19 protein-coding genes are annotated in these 19264 nt (G+C 59.8%); 9 read left to right on the forward strand and 10 right to left on the reverse strand.

Annotation, left to right across the window (positions count from 1 at the left end; translation table 11 throughout):
- The first annotated feature begins 198 nt into the window (after positions 1–198).
- From yaaA to AC1MEE_RS20450, 3 genes are all read left to right on the forward strand, one after another.
- On the forward strand, positions 199–978 hold the full coding sequence (gene yaaA / locus AC1MEE_RS20440; protein ID WP_480411379.1) for a peroxide stress protein YaaA: 780 nt from the start codon (positions 199–201) through the stop codon (positions 976–978).
- A gap of 130 nt (positions 979–1108) precedes the next feature.
- Positions 1109–1573 carry a multidrug transporter gene (locus AC1MEE_RS20445; protein ID WP_480411380.1) on the forward strand — a complete coding sequence of 155 codons (465 nt, stop codon included), beginning with the start codon at positions 1109–1111 and terminating at the stop codon, positions 1571–1573.
- Between the two features lie 26 nt (positions 1574–1599).
- Positions 1600–2421, forward strand: coding sequence for an SDR family oxidoreductase (locus tag AC1MEE_RS20450; protein WP_480411381.1), 822 nt, complete (start codon positions 1600–1602; stop codon positions 2419–2421).
- A gap of 123 nt (positions 2422–2544) precedes the next feature.
- Here AC1MEE_RS20450 and AC1MEE_RS20455 read toward each other — a convergent pair whose 3' ends face one another.
- The 4 genes from AC1MEE_RS20455 to AC1MEE_RS20470 all read right to left on the reverse strand — a co-directional run bounded on the left by AC1MEE_RS20455 (position 2545) and on the right by AC1MEE_RS20470 (position 7521).
- On the reverse strand, positions 2545–3405 hold the full coding sequence (locus AC1MEE_RS20455; RefSeq protein WP_480411382.1) for an efflux RND transporter periplasmic adaptor subunit: 861 nt from the start codon (positions 3403–3405) through the stop codon (positions 2545–2547).
- Positions 3406–3415: 10 nt separating this feature from the next.
- Complete coding sequence (locus AC1MEE_RS20460) at positions 3416–3616, reverse strand: DUF1656 domain-containing protein (protein ID WP_480411383.1); 201 nt, start codon at positions 3614–3616, stop codon at positions 3416–3418.
- Entirely contained in the window at positions 3606–5792 is a 2187-nt protein-coding gene (locus AC1MEE_RS20465; protein ID WP_480411384.1) for an FUSC family protein, read from the reverse strand. Before AC1MEE_RS20465 ends, AC1MEE_RS20460 begins: the two co-directional genes overlap by 11 nt.
- A gap of 217 nt (positions 5793–6009) precedes the next feature.
- On the reverse strand, positions 6010–7521 hold the full coding sequence (locus tag AC1MEE_RS20470; protein WP_480411385.1) for an efflux transporter outer membrane subunit: 1512 nt from the start codon (positions 7519–7521) through the stop codon (positions 6010–6012).
- A 183-nt stretch (positions 7522–7704) separates the two neighbouring features.
- Between AC1MEE_RS20470 and AC1MEE_RS20475 the strand changes: the two genes are divergently transcribed.
- Positions 7705–8652 (forward strand): LysR family transcriptional regulator, encoded by a 948-nt coding sequence (locus AC1MEE_RS20475; protein ID WP_480411386.1) that lies wholly within the window; start codon positions 7705–7707, stop codon positions 8650–8652.
- A 115-nt stretch (positions 8653–8767) separates the two neighbouring features.
- Positions 8768–9742, forward strand: a complete 975-nt coding sequence (locus tag AC1MEE_RS20480; RefSeq protein ID WP_480411387.1) for a 2-hydroxyacid dehydrogenase — start codon at positions 8768–8770, stop codon at positions 9740–9742.
- Positions 9743–9888: 146 nt separating this feature from the next.
- On the opposite strand, the gene AC1MEE_RS20485 is transcribed toward AC1MEE_RS20480, so the two are convergent.
- Entirely contained in the window at positions 9889–10788 is a 900-nt protein-coding gene (locus AC1MEE_RS20485) for a DMT family transporter (protein WP_480411388.1), read from the reverse strand.
- 134 nt (positions 10789–10922) lie between these two features.
- On the opposite strand from AC1MEE_RS20485, the gene AC1MEE_RS20490 reads away from it, so the two are divergent.
- Together AC1MEE_RS20490 and AC1MEE_RS20495 are read left to right on the forward strand one after the other, a co-directional pair.
- On the forward strand, positions 10923–11801 hold the full coding sequence (locus AC1MEE_RS20490; RefSeq protein WP_480411389.1) for a helix-turn-helix domain-containing protein: 879 nt from the start codon (positions 10923–10925) through the stop codon (positions 11799–11801).
- A 214-nt stretch (positions 11802–12015) separates the two neighbouring features.
- Positions 12016–12444, forward strand: coding sequence for an HPF/RaiA family ribosome-associated protein (locus tag AC1MEE_RS20495; protein ID WP_480411390.1), 429 nt, complete (start codon positions 12016–12018; stop codon positions 12442–12444).
- 156 nt (positions 12445–12600) lie between these two features.
- Here AC1MEE_RS20495 and AC1MEE_RS20500 read toward each other — a convergent pair whose 3' ends face one another.
- Positions 12601–13089: a phosphate-starvation-inducible protein PsiE gene (locus tag AC1MEE_RS20500; RefSeq protein WP_480411391.1), complete on the reverse strand. Its 489-nt coding sequence runs from the start codon at positions 13087–13089 to the stop codon at positions 12601–12603.
- A 302-nt stretch (positions 13090–13391) separates the two neighbouring features.
- Between AC1MEE_RS20500 and AC1MEE_RS20505 the strand changes: the two genes are divergently transcribed.
- Positions 13392–13655: a YebG family protein gene (locus AC1MEE_RS20505; protein ID WP_322167804.1), complete on the forward strand. Its 264-nt coding sequence runs from the start codon at positions 13392–13394 to the stop codon at positions 13653–13655.
- A 103-nt stretch (positions 13656–13758) separates the two neighbouring features.
- On the opposite strand, the gene AC1MEE_RS20510 is transcribed toward AC1MEE_RS20505, so the two are convergent.
- From AC1MEE_RS20510 to AC1MEE_RS20525, 4 genes are all read right to left on the reverse strand, one after another.
- Positions 13759–14865 carry a dihydrolipoamide acetyltransferase family protein gene (locus tag AC1MEE_RS20510; RefSeq protein ID WP_480411392.1) on the reverse strand — a complete coding sequence of 369 codons (1107 nt, stop codon included), beginning with the start codon at positions 14863–14865 and terminating at the stop codon, positions 13759–13761.
- An 11-nt stretch (positions 14866–14876) separates the two neighbouring features.
- On the reverse strand, positions 14877–15863 hold the full coding sequence (locus AC1MEE_RS20515; protein WP_480411393.1) for an alpha-ketoacid dehydrogenase subunit beta: 987 nt from the start codon (positions 15861–15863) through the stop codon (positions 14877–14879).
- Entirely contained in the window at positions 15853–16953 is a 1101-nt protein-coding gene (pdhA, locus tag AC1MEE_RS20520) for a pyruvate dehydrogenase (acetyl-transferring) E1 component subunit alpha (RefSeq protein WP_480411394.1), read from the reverse strand. The genes AC1MEE_RS20515 and pdhA overlap by 11 nt, the downstream gene beginning before the upstream one ends.
- A 102-nt stretch (positions 16954–17055) precedes the next feature.
- The gene (locus AC1MEE_RS20525; protein ID WP_480411395.1) at positions 17056–18075 is read right to left on the reverse strand and encodes a Leu/Phe/Val dehydrogenase; all 1020 of its coding nucleotides are present in this window, start codon (positions 18073–18075) and stop codon (positions 17056–17058) included.
- Positions 18076–18453: 378 nt separating this feature from the next.
- Here AC1MEE_RS20525 and AC1MEE_RS20530 point away from each other — a divergent pair, with 378 nt between their 5' ends.
- Positions 18454–19257 carry a SirB1 family protein gene (locus tag AC1MEE_RS20530; RefSeq protein WP_480411396.1) on the forward strand — a complete coding sequence of 268 codons (804 nt, stop codon included), beginning with the start codon at positions 18454–18456 and terminating at the stop codon, positions 19255–19257.
- The last annotated feature ends 7 nt before the right edge of the window (positions 19258–19264 follow it).

The following is a 19264-nucleotide window of genomic DNA, read 5'->3' on the forward strand; positions in this document are numbered from 1 at the left end:
CAGAAAAACCTCGCGGCGCACTATAGCAGTCGTGGTGTCTAATTCGCAGGCAAGCCTGCTCCCACACACTCCGTGGGAGCAGGCTTGCCTGCGAATGGCTTGACGCAACCCCCATTGAAAACCGCTATCAACGCCAATAGCTGGAGTCCTCCCCTCGCAGCCCCTAGAATCGCGCCCACGATTAAAGGAGACGATTTTATGCTGATGGTGATTTCCCCGGCCAAAACCCTCGATTTCGACACCCCGCCGGTGACAACGCGCTTCACCCAGCCGCAGTACCTGGATCATTCTCAGGAACTGATCGTTCAGCTGCGTGAATTGACTCCCGCACAGATCAGCGAACTGATGCACCTGTCGGACAAGCTCTCCGGGCTCAACGCCGCGCGTTTCGGCAGCTGGACCCCGGCTTTCACGCCGGACAACGCCAAGCAGGCGCTGTTGGCGTTCAAAGGGGATGTGTACACCGGGTTGCAGGCGGAAAACTTCACCGACGCCGATTTCACCTATGCCCAGGATCACCTGCGCATGCTCTCCGGGCTTTACGGTCTTCTGCGCCCCCTGGATCTGATGCAACCCTACCGGCTGGAAATGGGCACCCGGCTGGCTAATGCCCGCGGCAAGGATCTCTACGCCTTCTGGGGCACGCAAATCAGCGAGTGGCTGAATCAGGCACTGGCCGACCAGGGCGATGACGTGCTGCTCAACCTGGCCTCCACCGAATACTTCTCGGCGGTGAAACGCTCGGCCCTCAATGCGCGAATCATCAACACCGAATTTCGCGATCTGAAGAACGGCCAGTACAAAATCATCAGTTTCTACGCGAAAAAAGCCCGAGGGATGATGAGCCGCTTCGTCATCAAAGAGCAGATCGACAATCCCGAGGCACTGAAACAGTTCGACGAACAGGGTTACCACTACAGCGCCGCACACTCGAAGGCCGACACATTGGTGTTCCTCAGAGAGATGCCTGCCGAGTAAAGGGCCTCCGAACGGCACGTCCGTTCGCAGGCGTGCCCGCCGCCGTGGTTCTCAACGCCGGCCCGGCAATAGTCAATCCCGTTCCCACTTCTGTACGATGCCTGCATCTGTGCTTTCCGGGTATTCGTCCATGCTGATCGGCATTCTGCTTATTCTTACTTGGCTGGTTCTGCTGTTGCGCTACCCGGCCAAGGCGTTGTCGGTGTCGTTGGCGGCGGTATTGGGTTTGGGCCTGGTGACGATGTGGGTGTTGTGGCAGGACAGCCAGGAGACTCGGCAACTGGAGCGTCTGGAACTGCGCCTGAGCTATTCGCCCCAACAATGCCCGTCCGATCGCCCGTTGCTGATCCAGCTGCACAACGGCAACGATGTGCCGCTGCTGTCCCTGCGTTGGCGCGTTGCTGCTTATCGGCCTGGGGACACGGTCAATCTGGCGGACAACGTCTACGCTGCACCTCGCTATAGCGGCCCTGGCGAGTTGCAGGCCGGCGGTGATTGGCAAGACTGCTTACCGCTGCCGCCACTGCGTCCGGGGTACCGTGCGCAAAGCGTGGAATTCCGTGCCGAGCGCTTACAAGGCAGTTTCTCGGACTAGGGTGTGTCATCAATTAAGGAAAATATATGCCCATCGCTCTTATCACTGGTTGCTCCAGCGGCATTGGCCGCGCGCTGGCAGATGTTTTCAAAGCCGCTGGCTATCAGGTCTGGGCCACTGCCCGCAAAACCGAAGACGTCGCTGCGTTGCACGCCGCCGGTTTTTCCGCTGTGGAGCTGGACGTCAACGATGGCGCAGCCCTTGAGCGATTGGCCGGACAACTCGAGCAGCAAGGCGGCCTCGATCTGCTGATCAATAATGCCGGCTACGGTGCCATGGGGCCGCTGCTCGATGGCGGCGTGGAGGCCATGCGGCGGCAGTTCGAAACCAATGTGTTCGCCGTGGTCGGGGTGACTCGCGCGCTGTTCCCGCTGTTACGCCGCAGCAAAGGATTGGTGGTGAACATCGGCAGCGTTTCGGGAGTGCTGGTCACGCCGTTCGCGGGCGCGTACTGCGCGTCGAAAGCTGCGGTGCATGCGCTTAGCGATGCCTTGCGCCTGGAACTGGCACCGTTCGGCATCGGCCTGATGGAAGTCCAGCCCGGCGCCATCGCCTCCAGTTTTGCCGACAACGCCACCCGCGAAGCCGAACAGTTGATCGGCGAGTCTTCGCCCTGGTGGCCGTTGCGTGGGGCGATTCGCGCACGGGCCAAAGCCTCGCAAGGCAACCCGACCCCTGCCATCGACTTCGCCCGCGACCTGCTCAAGGCGGTGAAAAAAGACAAACCGCCGCGCTTGTTGCGTCTGGGCAACGGCAGCCGTGCCATGCCATTGATGTCCTGTCTGTTGCCCAAGGGGCTGCTGGAGAAACAACTGCGCAAGCGTTTTGGCCTGGACGCAAGCCTGTGATCCGCGCCACCGAGCCGGTCGCGGCCAGCCTGCTCCACAAGTCCAGCGCCACCCACAAATCCTGTGGGAGCAGGCTTGCAACTACGCGTCCCGCTGCGAACATCTATCAAGCACCGCTGATGATCAGTTGACCTGCGGATTCACAATCACCGTACAGGTACTCCCCGCCGCCAACACCACGCCGTCCGGTACCGTGTCCAGATGGATGCGTACCGGCACGCGCTGGGCCAGGCGGACCCAGTTGAAGGTCGGGTTGACGTCGGCGATCAGTTCGCGGCTTTCCGGGTTGTCACGGTCATAGATGGCGCGGGCGATGCTTTCGACGTGGCCCTTGAGCACTTCGCCGCTCATCAACTGCATATCGGCCAGATCACCGACGCGAATGTGCGGGAGTTTGGTCTCTTCGAAGAAGCCGTAAACCCAGAACGAGTTCATGTCGACCACCGCCATTTTCGCTTCGCCGATACGCGCGTAGTCGCCGCGATGCACATTGAGGTTGGTGACGTAGCCGTCCACCGCGGCCAATACGCGGGTGCGTTGGAGATTGAGTTCGGCGGCCTCCAGTTGTGCCTGGGCCAACTGGTAATCGGCCTGGGCGGACATGGCGATGTTGCTGGAGTCGTCGCGGCTTTCGCGGGAAATCACCAGGCTATCCATGTCGGCGCGGCGGTTCGCGTTGAGCTTGCGCATCTCCCACGTGGCCTTGCGTGAAGCCACTGTCGCCTGGGCCTGCTTGACGGCGAGCTGGTAATGCTCAGGGTCGATCTGCATCAGCAGGTCACCCTTTTTCACCTGTTGGTTATCGCGCACCGGCACGTCGACCACCGTACCGGTCACGTCGGCAGCCACGTTGATCACATCGGCGCGCACTCGGCCGTCGCGGGTCCACGGCGTATCCATGTAGTGAACCCACAGGGTGCGACCAATCCAGATGGCCAGCGCCAGAACCAACAAGGTGGCGATCAGACTAAAAAGCTTTTTCATCCTAGGGTTCTCAACGGTAAACAGTGAGCGCCAGCGCGCCGAAAATACAGCTGAACAGGCTCAGACGCAGCAGCGCCGGGTGCCAGAAAAAACGGAACAGGTCGAGCCCGGACAGAATCCGGTCGAGCCCCCAGGCAAGCACCGCCGCGATGAGAAACATCACGGTCACGGTCGGCATATAAAGGCCATGGAAAGCGATTTCACGCGGCATGCAGAAGTCCTTGCGGCTCACGCCCGGGAGCGTGGGCGGCCAGTGGTGATTGCGGGTCCAGCAATGAAGTTCGGATAAAGTGCAGATAGCTCTGGACCCGGCGCAGCGCCGAAGTATCGAAATGCCGGGCAAAGGGTTCATCGGTACCCTGCACGCGACTGATGGCATGGTCGACGGCAATCAGGCTGCGTTCCAGGTTGCTTTGGTTGGGCTGCAGGAATAAGCGGATCAGCGACCGCCCCATCACCCGGATCGCCAGACGCCAGGACTGCGACTCGGCATAGCACGGATGCACCGGCAGGATCGACTGCTCGCGGCGCAGCTCGATAATCGCGTGACCGACTTCCAGCACCACGAACATCCAGCGCAATAGACTGCGTTGCACCTGCGGCTGACCGGCCGCCAGGCCGTACGCCTGATGCAGCAAATCGCGGGTGCTGCTTTCGAAGCTCGAACCCAGGCCACGCAGCGGTGCACTGACGGCGAACACCACTTGCCGCCGCAGGTCATCTTCCAGTCGACGCCACAACCAGCGGGCGTTGGGCGGCAGAATGATAGCCCCCGCCGCCGCGCAGACCAGCATCCCGATGACCATGGCGATGTAGTCATTGATGAACACGTAAGGGTTGTAGACCGTCAGGTTGTCCGGCACCGAACCGATGCTGAAAAATATCAGCAAGCCCAGCCCGTATCCGGCCCATTGTGGGCGTGAGGCCAGGAAAGCACCGATGACGAAAACCGGTGCCATGCACAAACAGAGCAAGGGAAAGCCGTCAATGAACGGAAAGATGAAGAACGTTTCGACGAAACCCAGCACCGCACCCAGCATCGTGCCGCAAGCCATCTGGAACGCCATGCGCTTGGGGTTAGGCGACGTGCCGGACAGCGCGACGGTCGCGGCGGCAACCAGGGTCATTGTCACGCCGCTTGGCCAGGCCGTGGCCACCCAATAGGTGCCCAGCGCCGCCACAATGAACATTGCACGAATGCCCGATGCCGCAGACGCCATCCAGTTGGTCGTCGAAACAAACGACTCGTCCCACTGCTCGCGAACGTGACGGTGATCGGCCAATGACGCGTGGGTCTGGGCGTAGTTGTGCATCTCGTCGACGAAGCGGTACAGCAGTTCATACGCGGTATGGAAATCCAGCAGGTCGGCATTGCTCGGATCAGTCTCGAGCAACGCCGCCCGCAGACTGCGCACCCGCTCCGGCAAGCCGGCTTTATAGACGGCCAGTCGCTGTTCCAGCAACACGGCGTCGGCAGTGGTCAAGGCCCGTCCGGCGAAGGTGTCGAGCAGTTCAGCCAATGCCGTCAGACCCGGTTCGATGACCGACACCACTTGGGTAAAACCCCGACCGCGCAGGCGTTCAAGCAATTGATGCAGGGCATTGAAGCGGGTAGTGATGGCCATGAACTCGCTGTTCAGGCGATTGAGCCTGCCATTGCGTCGGCGCATGTGCGGGTCTTCGAACACCGTGACGCTGCGCAGCCCTTCCAGCCCCACGGCCTCGACGATGAAACGCATGTTGCCGGACTCGAAGGCCTCCCGCTCACTGACGCCGCGCAAGCCATCCGCGACAAATCGGGCGAACACGCCGAAGCGCTGATATAACGCGTTGCGCATGGCGGCACTGGAGGTTTGCGGCAGGACCGCAGCGCTGATCACGGTCGAGCAGACAATCCCGAGGGATATCTCCAGCACCCGCCACACCGCAGCCATGAACGAGCTTTCCGGATGCGCCAAGGCAGGCAAGCCGATCATCGCCGCGGTGTAGCCGGCGAGGACAAAACCATAGGCGCGCAAGTTGCGGTAACGCGCCGCACCGGCCGAACAGACACCGACCCAGATCGCCAGGCTGCCCAGAAACAGCTCGGTGTTCTGGGCGAACAAGGCCATCAGCAGGACCATCATTGCCGAACCGGCCAAGGTGCCGAGGAAGCGATAGAAACTCTTGGCAAACACATGTCCGCTTTGCGGCTGCATGACGATGAATACAGTGATCATTGCCGTACGCGGCTGGGGCAACTCCAGACGCAGCGCCACCCAATAGGTCAGGAAGGCAGCGATCAGCACCTTGAAGATGTAAATCCAGGTCACACCATCACTGCGCGCCCAGGCAAAGAACTCGCGACGCCATTCCAGTGAGTCGAGCCACCGCAGAAAGCTGCTCATTTCTTCAGCGCCTGAGAGATCGCCTTCGCAGACAAACCTGCTCCTACAATGGATTGCATAGCTCCTGTGCCCACCAGATCGCCTTCGCGAATAAATTCGCTCCCACAGTGGAGCATCGGCCCCGTGGGAGCGAATTCATTCGCGAAGAGGCCCTCAATCCAGCCCGGATTCTGTGAACGCCTTACCTCTGTGGGAGCAGGCTTGCCTGCGAAGGCGTTCAATGATCAAACACCGCAAGCGCTGCCGGTGTTTTCGTCGGCACGGTCTTGCTCTCGGCCGGCGCATCGGCACCCGCCGACAAGCCGCCACCCAGTGCGACCACCAGCTCGGCATGAGCGGTCAGGCGCGCGGCCTGGACCTGCTGTTGAATCTGCTGCTGATGGAACAACAACGTCTGGGCATTGAGCACATTCAGGTAATCGGTCAGCCCGCGCTTGTAGGCAACCAGCGCGATGTCGTAGGTCCTCTGCGCCGACGCCACCGACTCGGCGGCGAGCGTTTGCTGCTTGTCCATCGAGGCGCGGCGAATCAATTGGTCGGAGATATCTTTCAGCGCATTGATCAAGATCTGGTTGTATTGCGCAACGGCCAGGTCATAACCGGCCGCCGCTTCACCCAGCTCCGAGCGCAAACGCCCGCCATCGAAGATCGGCAGGGTGATCGCCGGACCGACGCTATAGTTGAATTTCTGGCCAGCCAGAAACGACAGCATAGTGCCGCCGGTCGCCATGTAGCCGAGGCTGCCGACCAGATCGACATTGGGATAGAAACCGGCGTGCGCGACGTCGATGCCACGCGCCTGAGCTGCGACCCGCCAGCGGCTGGCGACCACATCCGGACGCTGTCCGAGCAGTTCAGCCGGCAGCGCCGACGGTAACTTCAACGCAGTTAGCAAGGACAGCGTCGGGCGCTGCAAACGTGCGCCCTCCCCCGGCCCTTTGCCTGCCAATGCCGCGAGCTGATTGCGGCTCAGGGCGATGGCCTCGTCCAGCGAATCGACTTGCCGATGGGTTTCCGGCAACGGGGTTTCAGCCTGACTGACTTCGAAATGGGTGCCGATCCCGCCCTTCAGGCGTCGTTGCGCCAGTTCGAGGATCTGCTCCTGCTGGGCCAGCGTCGCCTGAACGATATCGCGCTGGGCGTAATTCAACGACAGCTGGATATAGGCGCGGATGATGTTGTTTTGCAGTTCGAGCTGCGCCAGGCGCGCTTCGGCGGCACTCATGTGCGCCAGATCCAGCGCCTGTTCGCTGGCATTGCTTTCCCGGCCCCACAAGTCGAGGGAATAGCTCAGCCCCAGAGAGGCATTGTTGTCCCAAGTGTTGGTGTTCGACAGTGCGCCGGGGCCGTAGAACTGGTCGGTAGGCCAGTTATGGCGCTTGAGGGTGGAGTCGCCATTGACGTGCAGCGACTCAGCGGACTCGGCGACACCGGCCATGGCCTTGGCCTGACGCACGCGGGCCGCCGCCATTGCCAGGCTCGGGTTGCCTTGCGCGGCCAGCTCGATCCAGCGGTCGAGTTGCTCATCGCCATAGGCCCGCCACCACTGAGCGGCCGGCCAGTGCGCTTCTTTGGCGGCACTCTGGATTGCTTCGTCAGTAGCCAGGGCGTTGGCCGACAGGGACTGGCCTTGAGGGGCGATCCCTGCGGTTCCGATGCAGCCGCCGATTGCCAGCGATAAAGCAAAAACACTAAGGGGCTTCAGCCCTCTGATCATGCGACGCGGCACTGCTGCAAATTCCCGACTTTGGTGAAATAGCGTGAAGGCAGCAATTCTAGAGGGCGGTCAAAGCGGCGATAAGCCGGAGGAAGTGTGATTCTTTGTTACCGAACGGGCGATAATCCGTTGGTCTGGCTCACATGCAACTGTTACTTCATGTCACAATTTGTCAATCTCACCAGAGAACTGCCAATGGATACCCTGCAAAACATGCGCGCTTTCAGTTGCGTGGCGCAAGCGGGCAGCTTTACTGCCGCCGCAGTACAGCTCGATACCACAACCGCCAACGTATCGCGTGCAGTCTCCAACCTTGAAGCTCACCTGCAAACCCGCCTGCTCAACCGCACCACGCGGCGCATTGCCCTCACCGAAGCGGGCAAACGCTACTTGTTGCGCTGCGAACAGATCCTCGGCTACGTCGAAGAAGCCGAAGCCGAAGCCAGTGATGCGCACGCGCGTCCGGCAGGTCAGTTGAAGGTCCATTCGATGACCGGTGTCGGCCAGCACTACGTGATCGATGCCATCGCCCGCTATCGCAAGCATCACCCGGACGTGAGCTTCGACCTGACCATGGCCAACCGCGTGCCGGATCTGCTCAACGAGGGCTATGACGTGTCCATCGTGCTGGCCAGCGAGTTGCCGGATTCAGGCTTTGTTTCGCAGCGCCTGGGCATCACCTACAGCATCGTTTGCGCCTCACCGGCCTACGTCAAAGCCTTCGGTGTCGCACAAAAACCTCAAGACCTGCTCAACCATGCCTGCTTGCGTCTGGTAAGCCCGGTGATTCCGTTGGAGAAATGGGCATTTGACGGTCCTGAAGGTCAGGAGATGGTCACCATCGCCACCTCGCCTTTTCTGGTCAACTCGGCCGACGCGATGAAAACCGCGATCAGCAGCGGTATGGGTGTCGGCATTTTGCCGATTTACTCGGCCATCGAAGGACTGCGCGATGGCACGCTGGTTCGGGTCTTGCCCGAATACCGCTCACAGGAGCTGAACCTGTACGCCATCTACCCGTCGCGCCAATACCTGGATGCGAAGATCAGGACGTGGGTCGAGTACCTGCGCGGCTCGCTGCCGGAAATTCTGGCCGCTCACGAAGCTGACTTGAAAACCCACGATTTGACCTGCATCGCCTGACCCGCACCACCCGCCACAAAAAGAACACCCTCGAAAGAACCTGATGCCCAGGGACGGGCAAGAATGTTAGCGTGCTACGCACTGTCCATTCGAACCGTCCGAGAGTATCTGCCTGATGAAAAAGACCGTACTTGCCTTCAGCCGCGTGTCCCCCGAAATGGCCGAGCGCCTGCAGCAAGACTTCAACGTGATCGTGCCCGACCCGAAGCTGGGCGATATGAATGCACAGTTCAATGACGCGTTGCCGCACGCCCATGGTCTGATCGGCGCGGGTCGCAAGTTGGGGCGCGAGCAACTGCAAAGTGCCGGCAAGCTGGAAGTGGTGTCGAGCATTTCAGTGGGCTACGACAATTACGAGCTGGGTTATTTCAACGAACGCGGCATCATGCTGACCAACACCCCCGATGTGCTGACCGAAAGCACCGCCGACCTGGCCTTCGCTCTGCTGATGAGCAGCGCCCGACGCGTCGCCGAACTGGACGCCTGGACCAAGGCCGGCCAGTGGAAACGCACGGTCGAAGCTGCGCATTTCGGCACCGACGTGCATAACAAGACCCTGGGCATCGTCGGCATGGGCAACATCGGCGCCGCCATCGCCCGGCGTGGCCATTTCGGTTTCAACATGCCAATCCTGTACAGCGGCAACAGCCGCAAGGTCGAACTGGAACAGGAACTGGACGCGCAGTACCGCAGCCTTGATCAACTGCTGGCCGAATCAGACTTCGTCTGTCTGGTGGTGCCGTTGAGCGAAAAGACCAAACACCTGATCGGCACCCGCGAACTGGCGCTGATGAAGCCCTGCGCGATCCTGATCAACATCTCTCGCGGCCCGGTGGTCGACGAACCGGCGTTGATCGAAGCCCTGCAAAAAGGCACGATCCGTGGCGCCGGTCTGGATGTGTACGAAAAAGAACCGCTGGCCGAATCGCCGCTGTTTCAACTGAGCAACGCCGTCACCCTGCCGCACATCGGCTCTGCCACCCACGAAACCCGCCAGGCCATGGCCGATCGCGCTTACCACAACCTGCGCAGCGCGTTGTTGGGTGAGAAGCCGCAGGATCTGGTCAATCCGCAGGTGTGGAAGGGCTGATCTGACACAAATATCTGTAGGAGCTGACTTGTCTGCGATAGGCCGGGGTCGCGTCCGACACGAAGGACCTTCCAGCAATATCGTGTCCAGACATTTTGCGACTGCTTCGCAGCCGATCGCAGACAAGTCAGCTCCTACAGAAAGCCTCAGGCTAACTTGCCCGATTCTAGTGCCACCTCCTTCGGCTTACGAAACACCAACACATTCCCCAGCATCACCAGTACCAACCCCATCAGCGCCGGCGCTGTCCATTGATAGCCTTCGGCGAACGCCGAAATATTCAACGCAACCACCGGAAAGAGTACGGTGCAATACGCCGCGCGTTCCGGTCCCATGCGCCCGACCAGAGTCAAGTAAGCGGTGAAGCCAATCACCGAGCCGGCAATCACCAGATACGCCAGTGAGCCGATGTAGCGCGTGTTCCATTCGAAACTGAACGGGGTGCCGCTGAGCAGGCAATAGACGCTGAGCATCGCCGCGCCATAGAGCATGCCCCAGGCGTTGGTGGTCAGGGGCCGCAGGCCGGCTTTCTGTTGCAGGCTGGACAGCATGTTGCCGGCGGAGAAACACAGGGTGCCGAGCAAGGCCAGGCCCAGACCGATCAGGGTTTCGCGGCTGGCGCTATGACTGGAGAGTTCTGGCCAGAACAGACACGCCAGCCCCATCAACCCTAGCGCGCCACCCGCCAACACATTGCGGGCGACTTTCTGACGGAAGAAGATCCGTGCATTCAGCGCGTTCCACAGGGTCGAGGTGGAGAACACTACAGCGATCAGGCCGCTGGGGATCCACTGACTGGCAGTGTAGAAGCACATGAAGTTGATGCAGAACAGGCACAGACCCTGAGCCAGACAAATAAGCTGCCCACGCCGATTGACCTTTTGCAGACGCCCGCTCAACAGCAGCATCGCGAACAACACCAACGCCGCGAAGCCGAAGCGATAAACGATCGACACCGGGATCGCCACGTCGCCGAGCTGCAATTTCAGGGCGATCCAGGTCGTACCCCAGATCAATACGGTGAGTAGATACAAAGAGAGGTTCATGACGGACTCCTGAATGAAGCCTCAGTCTGGCGTTTTGCTTCAGGGCCGACTTGCACAAACTTGCGCTTTTGCATGTCTGGCAGGCTGGCAGCGCGGGCGCTACGGAGTAGGATGCCGATTGTAGAGGATTAGCCATGCCGCCACTGGACACCATCCAAGTCTTTCAAGCCTTGAACAGCTCGCCCAACGCTCGTCTGGAACAAAGCGCGGGCCTGGGTGACGGTATGGTCGCAGCCCTGTGGAACAACCGGCGCGATGCGCAGGAGTATCAGGCGCCGAGTCACCACACATTGTCCTGCTACCTCGCAGGCGGCACCGGCACCTTTCGTCGCGATCGGCCCGGCGACAAAGGTGGGCCTGACAAATTGTGCGTGTTGCCTGCCGGCCATGAGTCGGCCTGGGTGATCAATGGTGAGCTCCGCCTCGCGCACTTGTATGTCAGCCCCGAACAGTTTGCGCTGGGTTGCATCGCCCTGCTGGACCGCGAACCCCGCGAGCTGCAACTGCGGGAAAGCACCTTTATCGACGACCCCGAACAAGCGCGGCGTTTTCGGCGGTTGATCCAACTGAACTGGAACGAACCCGGCGAACGCCTGCTGACCAGCAGCCTGGCCCATGAAATGCTCAGCCACGCCCTGCTCAGCCAAGTCGGCCTGCGCGAAGGCTTGCGGCTCAAAGGTGGCCTGGCCCCGCACTTGCGGCGGCAACTGGTCGACTACATCGAAAACCGTCTGGCTGACCCCCTCAGCCTTGGGCAACTGGCAGGACAATGCGCGCTCTCCGAGTATCACTTCGCCCGCATGTTCCGCGAAAGCTTCGGCCTGCCGCCCCACCAATACCTCCTCGCCCGCCGTCTGAACCACGCCCGGCATCTCCTGCGCACCAGCCAGCAACCTTTCGGCGATATCGCCATGGCCTGCGGTTTTGCCAGTGCCAGTCACTTCAACAATCGGTTTCGTCAGGCGATGGGGGCTACGCCGGGGGAGTATCGGTTGGCGTTTGTTGCTGACTGATCGATTGCGTGCTGCGCTCTACGTCGCATCTTTCACAGGCAAACCCACCTCCAGCGATCAGGGCCAATTTTTTCGCCTCAAAATATTTCTGCGCATAAGGGGTTGAATTGTTTCCTCATCGGCGCCAACACTGAGAGTGAGAGGCGAAGGGTTAGACCTCAACCGAGCGAAACCGTCCAATCTCATGTGAGCAAGCCAAAGTAAGGGAAAAACTATGCAAATCCAGGTCAATAGCGATAACCACATCGAAAGCAGCATCCGACTGGAGGAGTGGGTACGTACCACCGTTGAAGCCACGCTCGAACGCTACGAAGAGGATCTGACTCGCGTCGAAGTCCATATTCGCGACGAAAATGGCGACAAGCCCGGCCCGCATGACATGCGCTGCCAGATGGAAGCCCGGCCAAAAGGACACCAACCGATTTCGGTCACTCACAAAGCCGACACACTGGATCAGGCAGTGGAAGGCGCGGCAGAAAAACTCAATCACGCCCTTGAGCATCTCTTCGGTAAATTGCGCGACAAACGCACGGGCGCGCCTGTCATCGAAGGCGTAGTGGATCAGGAGTCGGAAAACCCGGACGCCCTGCTCCAGGAAGAATTTCTCGAAAAAGAATTCGTAAAAGAAGCCCGACTTGGCTGATCGGCGGCACGACTTATTTTCATAACCATCACATTTGAAACACTCCAAAAGAAGGGCGGGCCTGTGCAGACAGACCCGCCCTTTTTCATGACCTTGTCCAACGCAATGGGCGTCGTCGCCAAACGCATGATCAGCGCCGCATAACAGCATCTAAAGTCAGAGCTCGCCTTTCTCTTCGGTCAGCGCACCCTTGGTTTTACTGTCCGGGTCAGGGACCTTCGCTGACGGGAACTGCGAGGACGCATAGCGCACCACAAGAATGGCGAACGCCAGCAGTAGAATGGCCCCGGAAAGATAAACCACACCCAGATCTGGCGGATTGTGGTGCGACACGTCGGAAATCAGCAGCCGTGTCAGGGCCGTGATCGCCACATAGATCAGAAAACGCACCGGCATGTGGTTGGTCTTGAAATAGATCCCGACCATGGCGCCTAATTCCAGGTAGATGAACAGCAACAGAATGTCATCGACCGTGATGTGGCCCTTTTCCAGCATCTCCATAAACGCCATCACCGCCGCCCAGGCCGTTACCGCACCAATGGCGAACAACGCCAGGTAGTGGAAAGTCTCGACCAACAGATTACCCAGTGACTCGGCCAATCCATGAACGTTCTGACGGAGGGACTCAGCCCAGCTGATTTTCACGATGTACTTCCTTGGATAATTCGATCGGATGATGCCGTGCCAACGTGACCACTTTTCGTTGCGCGGTTTTTTTGCAGCAGCTTTTCAGCAGCTTTTTTAGCAGCTTTTTCAGCAGGAATGGGGCCACAGTCTATGGTTGAGAGCGTGGTGTATTGTCGCAAGGCACATCTCGACGCCCACGTGATACGCATGGAGGCAAAAATGCCACTATCCAAATCGGTTCGGTTCGCTTATGCTTTTAGCTGTATAAAAATACAGTAGTCGCTAAAGACACATTATCGTGAAGGCATGTGAGGTGGTGAATGGCCGTCGAAGTGGTATACCGCAGCAGCCGAGATCTGGAGCGTTTGTTCATGGATAAAGCCGAAGCTGACCGTCATGACAAAATGCTTGAGCTGGCAGAGTTGCTGGCCGAAGTATTGCAACGGGCTGTGCCGTCGTTGACGGAAGCTCAAGTGGAAGAAGCCGGGATTTACATGGCGAAGAACCGTGATGTCTTCGCCAAGGCGTTCAAGAGCCAGCCGGACGCATTGTCCGAATTGCTCAGTGCGCCGTTGGAGGAATAGTTTTTGCCCCCCATTCGCAGGCAAGCCTGCTCCCACAGATCCTCAATCTACTGTGGGAGCAGGCTTGCCTGCGAATAGCTTGATACGGTTCGCCTGACACCCATCACTCAGGCTTTTCCAACTCCATCACCAACGCTTTGAAAAACCGCGCTGCTTCACCGCCGGCCACCGCTCGGTGGTCGAAGGTCAGCGACAGCGGCAGTATCGGATGTATCACCACCTGGCCGTCCACGGCCACCGGCTCTTCGCGGATGCCACCGGCACCCATGATCGCCACTTGTGGCGGCACGACCACCGGATTGGCGTAGCGACCGAACAAGGTGCCGAAGTTGGACAGGGTGATGGTCGCGCCCATCATTTCTTTAGGTGGAATCGAACGCGCCTGGACGTCCTCACGCAGTCGGTTCATACCCTCTTTCAAATCCACCGCGTCACGGTTGCCGACATCACGCAGCACCGGCACAAACAAGCCGTCAGGCGTATCGATGGCAATCCCGAGGTCGAGTTTTTCATGCTGCTTGATCGACAGGGATTTACCGTCGAACCAACTGTTGAGCACCGGCTCTACCGCGCAGGCGGCTGCCATGGCTTTGCCCAGACGAATCAGCGGATCACGGGCCAGGCCCCAGCGATGCAGATCGGCGTCAGCAAAGATCGTCACCGGCACCACTTCGGCATGGGAGCGGGCCATGTTCAGCGCCATGCTGCGGCGCACCCCCCGTAGTTTTTCTCCGCCAAATCTATCGCGCTCGGCTTGCGCCGCGTCTTCGACATCGGTGCGGGTGATCAGGCCATCGCTGCCGGAACCGCTCAGTGCGCTGAGATCAACACCCAGCTGTCGGGCCAGATAGCGCACCGCCGGCGTGGCACGAGCGGACATGTGTTCGCGAGTCGACGGCGCCGCGCCGATGAAAAATTGGTCGTCCTGATTGTTGCCGCCCCCTTCAAGCCGCCCGACCACCGTGCCCGCATCGCCCTCGCCTACGTAGGCCATCAGCGGCTCACCGACGTGAAGGATATCGCCATCGCCGCCATAGGTTTTCTCAACGACGCCATCATAGGGCGCAGGGATATCGACCAAGGCTTTCGCAGTCTCCACCGACACCAGCAATTGATCAGCCTTGACCGTATCACCGGCCTTGACGTGCCATTGGACGATCTCGGCTTCCTGCAGACCTTCGCCCAGATCGGGCAATTTGAAATATTTCATGAGCGGCGTCCTCAGGCAAAATTCAGGGCGTTGTCGCACGCGTGAAGAATGTCTTCGACGCTGGGGATGTAGAGGTGCTCCAACCGATACAGCGGCGGCGGAATGTCCGGTGCGGTTACCCGCTGGATCGGCGCCTGCAAATCCAGGAACGCCCGCTCATAGAGGCTGGCCGCGATTTCCGCCCCCACGCCGCAGGAGCGCGGCGCTTCGTGGACGATCACGCAGCGTCCGGTTTTGCGCACCGAGGCTTCCAGCGTGTCGAGATCCAGTGGTTTGACGCAGGCGACATCGATCACCTCGGCGGACACGCCCTGCTCCGCCAGCGCGCTGGCCGCTTGCAGGGTTTCAAGCACGCTGGCGCCCCAACTGATCAGGGTAATGTCACTGCCTTCACGCAGGGTAAAACAGGTATCCAGCGGCAGCCGTTTGCCATCATTGACCAGCGGCTGCGGGTTCATTCGATAGAGCCTCGTCGGCTCAAGGAAGATCACCGGATCGGGATCGTCGATGGCCGCCAGCAACAACCCATAGGCCCGTGCCGGTGAGGAGGGGATGACCACACGCAAGCCGGGAATATGCGCGAACAGCGCTTCGGTACTTTCGCTGTGATGCTCCGGTGCGCGAATCCCGGCGCCCATGGGCGCGCGTAACACCATCGGGCAACTCAAGCGGCCGCGGGTACGATTGCGCAAGCGGCTGGCATGGGACACCAGTTGCTCCATGGCGGCGTAGATAAAGCCCATGAACTGGATTTCCATGACCGGCTTCAAACCCTGCGCCGCCATGCCGACCACCAGACCGCCAAGCATGGTTTCGGCCAGTGGTGAATCGATCACCCGCTTGAAACCGAAGCTGTCGCGCAAGCCTTGGGTCGCGCGGAATACCCCACCGTTGACACCGACGTCTTCGCCGAGGATCACCACATTTTCGTCTTCGGCCATGGCCCGGTGCATCGCCAGATTGACCGCCTCCAGCAAGGTGACCTTTTCATTCGCCATGAGCGTCACTCCCCCCATGACGGGCTACCCGCTCAAGGAGCCATTCGCGCTGCTCGGCCAAGGCCGATGGCCATTTAGCGTAGACATGGTCGATGACCGATTCAGGCGCTTGTATGCCCGCGTTTTCGAAGATATCCACTGATTTCTGCACCAATACCTGACACTCGCTGATCAGTGCCTGCTCGCGGCCCTCGTCCCAGACACCCTGCCTGACCATGAAGGATTGCAGGCGTTTGACCGGTTCTTCCAGCCAGGCATGCTTGACCTCCTCAGCAGGTCGATAACGGGAGGCGTCGTCTGCCGTGGTGTGGTCGCAGAGACGATAGCTCAGGCACTCCAGCAACACTGGGCCTTTGCCTTTACGAGCGCGTTCGAGGGCGATCTGCATCCTGTCGTAGACCGCCAGCATGTCATTGCCATCGACCTGTTCGCCGTGAAAGCCGGCGCCGATGGCTTTCTGCGCCAGCGTTGGCGCGCCGCACTGGATGCGCCGGGGCACGGAAATCGCCCACTGGTTGTTATTGATCACAAACACCACAGGTAGTTGCCAGGCACCTGCGACGTTGAGCGCTTCGAGAAAATCGCCCTTGCTGGTGGCACCGTCGCCGCAGGTGGTCACGGCCACCCGATGCTCGCCACGAATCTTGAACGCGGTGGCGATACCGCAAGCGTGTAAGGCTTGGGTCGCGATCGGGATGCTCAACGGAAAATCCTGGGCCGCAGCCAGCTCGGCATAATCGCTGCCACGCTCGTCACCGCCCCAATAGAGGAGAATTTCTTCCATGCGCACGCCGCGCATCAGTTGCACGGCCGTGTCGCGGTAATAAGGAACCAGCACATCTTCGGGCTGCATCAGGCTGCCAATGGCGACGCCGATGGCTTCCTGGCCGAGGGTCGGCGCATAAGTGCCAATGCGTCCGGTGCGTTGCAGTGCGACAGCTTTCTGGTCGAACAGTCGGGTCAGGACCATTTGCCGGTAGAGACGGGTCAGCAGGTTGAAGTCATCAGCCCAATCGGGAAGTTCGCCGGTCAGGTGGCCATCAGGGGCAAGATAACGGGTATACGCAAGATCGATCTTGTTATGGGACATTGCACACTCCTGACACGCGACACTCTCTGACAAACGAAGAGGCGTGGTGGTCAAACTCGCGGCTTGTGGCAGCGAGGTCAGTCGGCTGGCACCGATCAGGTGCTAGCCGCTCAGCAAGCGTTCTGCCAATGCATCGGCGACGTGCGCGGGTGAGCGCTTCTCCGCCTGGGCATGGGCGAAAACCTCGGTCAATCGCACTCCGATTCGCGATAGATGAGCGGTAATGGTGCCCAGTGTTTCCCCCTGATGTTGCAGTGCGACATAGATCAGACCTCCAGAATTGATCACGTAATCCGGTGCGTAGAGAATGCCGCGGCCTTCCAGTTGATCAGCGATCTGCAAGCTGCTCAGCTGGTTATTGGCCGCACCTGCCACGGCCGCGCAGCGCAATTGTGCGACGCTCTTGCTATTAAGGATGGCGCCGAGCCCGCAGGGCGCAAGAATATCGCAAGGGGTACTGAGCAAGGCTTCGCAGGCAATCGGATGCGCGCCGAATTGCTCCATGGCCAACTGCACTTTGCCACTGTCCAGATCGCTGACCAGCAAGTCGGCACCCGCCGCATGCAGCTGTTCGGCCAAGGCATAACCGACATGCCCAAGCCCCTGAATCGCCACGCGCAGACCTTCGAGATTGTCGCTGCCCAGACGCGCCATCGCCGTAGTACGAATACCGGCGAACACGCCCATGGCGGTATGCGAAGAAGGATCGCCAGCTTCGGTGGTGCTGGTGACATGCTGGGTGTGCTGGGCGATGCAATCCATGTCGGCGCTGGAGGTACCGCTGTCGACGGCGGTGATGTAGCGCCCGTCCAGGGTTTCGATAAAGCGTCCGAAGGACTCGAACAGCGCGGCACGATTGGGAACATGCGCCGGGCGCATGATCACCGCTTTGCCGCCGCCAAAAGGCAAGCCAGCCAGCACCGCTTTGTAACTCATGTTTTGCGCCAGGCGAATGGCGTCTTCGACGGCGCTTTCTTCATCCACATAGGCAAGGTAACGACAACCGCCGAGGGCGGGACCTTTTTGGCTGTTGTGAATAGCGATCAGCGCTTTGAGGCCTGTTTCCGGATCGACGATGAAGTGCAGCGTTTCGACTTGTGAACTTTGCATGAGAGCGAACATCGGCAATGCTCCCGGTTCTTTTTTCTACAGCGAGTATAGGCGCTGGGAAAAAAAACGACTGATCGGTCAGGCATAAGTAAGTGAACGCTGAAAGGTTCAGGGCATAACCCTGAAGGCCTGCGCTGAACAATGGATATGGCACTGGACGAAATCTACCGCTGGGGCTAAAACGGGAGAACCCAGGCCAGATGAATATTTCGCCTTATCAGGCCGTGTGAAAACGTAGCGAGCGAAGGCAAGACAAGGCAAAAACAGGCGAGGAAGCGGAGTCTACGGATTGTAAATGAGCATTCCGAGCCTGTTTTTAACGCAGTATTGCCGAGCGCAGTAGTTTTCACGCGGCCTGGACCCACACGCCTGATCCACCCGGAGCGGTCGATGACCCCACGTCAAGCCTGCCTTGCCTGCCTGCAACGCACACCGCCCTCAGTTTTTGAAGCGGCCTTGTGGGTTTCGGCCGAACACGACCCGGAGTTTTTGCCGCAAACAGGCCTTGAGATTATCGAAGATCTGAGACGCCAGATCAGCGCCACCCTGCCGATGTTACCGGCTGGCGAATTGGCGCAACCCCTGTTACGCCGGTTGAACTCGCTGGGGTTTCAGCAGGACGACTGGAGTCATCCAAAACCGCAGTCGGCACTGTTACACAGGATTCTGCAACGCCGCCGCGGGCAACCGTTGGGTCTGGCGATCATTGCGCTGGAGCTGGCCAGACGTTTGGAGATTCCACTGGAGGGTGTCAACTTTCCGGGGCATTTTCTGCTGCGGGTGCCGGGTGCCGATCACCTGCTCGACCCGTGCGGCGGACGCAGGCTTTATCCAAATGATTGCCGGGAACTGCTGATTCGCCAGTTCGGTCCGGAGATGCAGCTCACGTCCGAGCACATGGTTCGCGCCACCGATATGGACATGTTGCAACGGCTGTCGCGCAACCTCAGGCATCTGCATCAGATGAACGACGATTTTCTGGCATCACTCAAGGATGCCGACCGCGTTGTGGAACTGGGCCAGGCGACCACCAGCGATCACCTGGCTCGTGCAAGCCTGTATCAGTCACTCGAATGCCCTCAGGCCGAGCGTTTCGACCTGGAGCATGCGTTGCTATTGAGCGACGATCCGATTCAGCGTCTGCGCCTGACAGAGCGCTTGAGCCATTTGCCGCCCCATGGCGCGTTTCATTGACGTCCAC

The sequence above is a fragment of the Pseudomonas sp. ASL3 genome (assembly GCF_056680425.1).

What these genes read in the sequence shown, in the direction of transcription:
- yaaA (WP_480411379.1), top strand. Translation starts at nt 199, where the DNA reads ATGCTGATGGTGATTTCCCCGGCCAAAACCCTCGATTTCGACACCCCG.
- AC1MEE_RS20445 (WP_480411380.1), top strand. Translation starts at nt 1,109, where the DNA reads ATGCTGATCGGCATTCTGCTTATTCTTACTTGGCTGGTTCTGCTGTTG.
- AC1MEE_RS20450 (WP_480411381.1), top strand. Translation starts at nt 1,600, where the DNA reads ATGCCCATCGCTCTTATCACTGGTTGCTCCAGCGGCATTGGCCGCGCG.
- AC1MEE_RS20455 (WP_480411382.1), bottom strand. Translation starts at nt 3,405, where the DNA reads ATGAAAAAGCTTTTTAGTCTGATCGCCACCTTGTTGGTTCTGGCGCTG.
- AC1MEE_RS20460 (WP_480411383.1), bottom strand. Translation starts at nt 3,616, where the DNA reads ATGCCGCGTGAAATCGCTTTCCATGGCCTTTATATGCCGACCGTGACC.
- AC1MEE_RS20465 (WP_480411384.1), bottom strand. Translation starts at nt 5,792, where the DNA reads ATGAGCAGCTTTCTGCGGTGGCTCGACTCACTGGAATGGCGTCGCGAG.
- AC1MEE_RS20475 (WP_480411386.1), top strand. Translation starts at nt 7,705, where the DNA reads ATGGATACCCTGCAAAACATGCGCGCTTTCAGTTGCGTGGCGCAAGCG.
- AC1MEE_RS20480 (WP_480411387.1), top strand. Translation starts at nt 8,768, where the DNA reads ATGAAAAAGACCGTACTTGCCTTCAGCCGCGTGTCCCCCGAAATGGCC.
- AC1MEE_RS20485 (WP_480411388.1), bottom strand. Translation starts at nt 10,788, where the DNA reads ATGAACCTCTCTTTGTATCTACTCACCGTATTGATCTGGGGTACGACC.
- AC1MEE_RS20490 (WP_480411389.1), top strand. Translation starts at nt 10,923, where the DNA reads ATGCCGCCACTGGACACCATCCAAGTCTTTCAAGCCTTGAACAGCTCG.
- AC1MEE_RS20495 (WP_480411390.1), top strand. Translation starts at nt 12,016, where the DNA reads ATGCAAATCCAGGTCAATAGCGATAACCACATCGAAAGCAGCATCCGA.
- AC1MEE_RS20505 (WP_322167804.1), top strand. Translation starts at nt 13,392, where the DNA reads ATGGCCGTCGAAGTGGTATACCGCAGCAGCCGAGATCTGGAGCGTTTG.
- AC1MEE_RS20510 (WP_480411392.1), bottom strand. Translation starts at nt 14,865, where the DNA reads ATGAAATATTTCAAATTGCCCGATCTGGGCGAAGGTCTGCAGGAAGCC.
- AC1MEE_RS20515 (WP_480411393.1), bottom strand. Translation starts at nt 15,863, where the DNA reads ATGGCGAATGAAAAGGTCACCTTGCTGGAGGCGGTCAATCTGGCGATG.
- pdhA (WP_480411394.1), bottom strand. Translation starts at nt 16,953, where the DNA reads ATGTCCCATAACAAGATCGATCTTGCGTATACCCGTTATCTTGCCCCT.
- AC1MEE_RS20525 (WP_480411395.1), bottom strand. Translation starts at nt 18,075, where the DNA reads ATGTTCGCTCTCATGCAAAGTTCACAAGTCGAAACGCTGCACTTCATC.
- AC1MEE_RS20530 (WP_480411396.1), top strand. Translation starts at nt 18,454, where the DNA reads ATGACCCCACGTCAAGCCTGCCTTGCCTGCCTGCAACGCACACCGCCC.